Here is a 1,521-nt window from a genome sequence, read left to right as displayed (position 1 = left end):
GGGGAATAGCCCAAACCTGCTTTGTGGCAACGCTTAGCAGGGGTTGTAGGACCACGCTGTCGTACTTAGATTGTGAGAAGAATGTTCTGGAAAGAACAATCATAGAGGGTGATAATCCCGTATTCGAAGCATGACGAGACGTAGTGGTATCCTGAGTAACGCGGAACACGTGAAATTCTGCGCGAATCTGCCGGGACCATCCGGTAAGGCTAAATACTCCCGTGAGACCGATAGTGAACGAGTACTGTGAAGGAAAGGTGAAAAGCACTCCGATGAGGAGAGTGAAATAGTTCCTGAAACCATGCGCCTACAAGCGGTCGGAGCTGCTTAAGCAGTGACGGCGTGCCTTTTGCATAATGAACCTACGAGTTACCATGTCTGGCAAGGATAAGTGCCAAGAGTTACGTATCCGTAGTGAAAGCGAGCCTGAATAGGGCGTCGAGTCAGATGGGGTAGACGCGAAACCAAGTGATCTACACTTGCCCAGGTTGAAGTTCGGGTAACACCGAATGGAGGACCGCACGGATAAGCGTTGAAAAGCTTCCCGATGAGGTGAGTGTAGGAGTGAAAGGCCAATCAAACTTGGAGATAGCTCGTACTCCCCGAAAGGCATTTAGGTGCCGCGTGCGACGATTTCCATAAGAGGTAGAGCGACCGATAGGTCAAGAGGGCTTCACCGCCTATCGAGACCTGACGAACTCCGAATGCTTATGGACTGCAGTCGTGCAGTAAGGGGGCGGGTGCTAAGGTCCGTCCCCGAGAGGAGAAGAATCCAGACCGCCGTCTAAGGTCCCGAAATTCTGTCTAAGTTAGTCTAACGAAGTCTGGTCCCCGTGACAGCTAGGATGTTGGCTTGGAAGCAGCCATTCATTCAAAGAGTGCGTAACAGCTCACTAGTCGAGGGTCTGGGCATGGATAATAATCGGGTATGAAGCCCGGTGCCGAAGCCGTGGGATGTCTTAATGACATCGGTAGGGGAGCATTCATGCGGCCTTGAAGCCCAAGGGACGACCTTGGGTGGAGCTTCATGAAAAGCAAATGTAGGTATAAGTAACGATAAAGAGTGTGAGATGCACTCTCGCCGAAAGACTAAGGTTTCCGGGGCAACGTTAATCGGCCCCGGGTCAGTCGGGACCTAAGGCTCATCCTAATGGAGAGGCCGATGGCAGAAACGGTTACTATTCCGTTACTATCCTTTGGGGCGATGTGGAGACGGAGGAGTGACACTTCCGCGGGCTGACGGAATAGCCCGTTAAAGATCGTAGGCGCCGACGAGGGCAGGCAAATCCACCCTCTGAGCTGAAAGTCGACAGTATGCAGCGTCTTCGGACAATGCAATAGTGAAGGTAAGCATACTCCCGAGAAAATCCGCTAAGCTTAACCCATTGGATACCCGTACCGCAAACGGACACACGTAGTCGGGTAGAATATACTAAGGCGCTTGGAAGATTCATGGTTAAGGAACTAGGCAAATTGACCCCGTGACTTCGGAATAAGGGGTCCTCACAGCAATGTGAGGCG

1 rRNA gene is annotated in these 1,521 nt (G+C 51.8%); it reads left to right on the top strand.

From position 1 onward, the window contains the following. A 23S ribosomal RNA gene (locus ACFX40_RS27585) occupies positions 1–1,521 on the top strand; the annotation flags it as partial.

This window comes from Priestia sp. YIM B13552 (genome assembly GCF_042787775.1).
GTDB lineage: Bacteria > Bacillota > Bacilli > Bacillales > Bacillaceae_H > Priestia > Priestia megaterium_E.
Note: the sequence above shows the minus strand (reverse complement) of the source record. Positions and strands in the feature narration are given on the sequence as shown.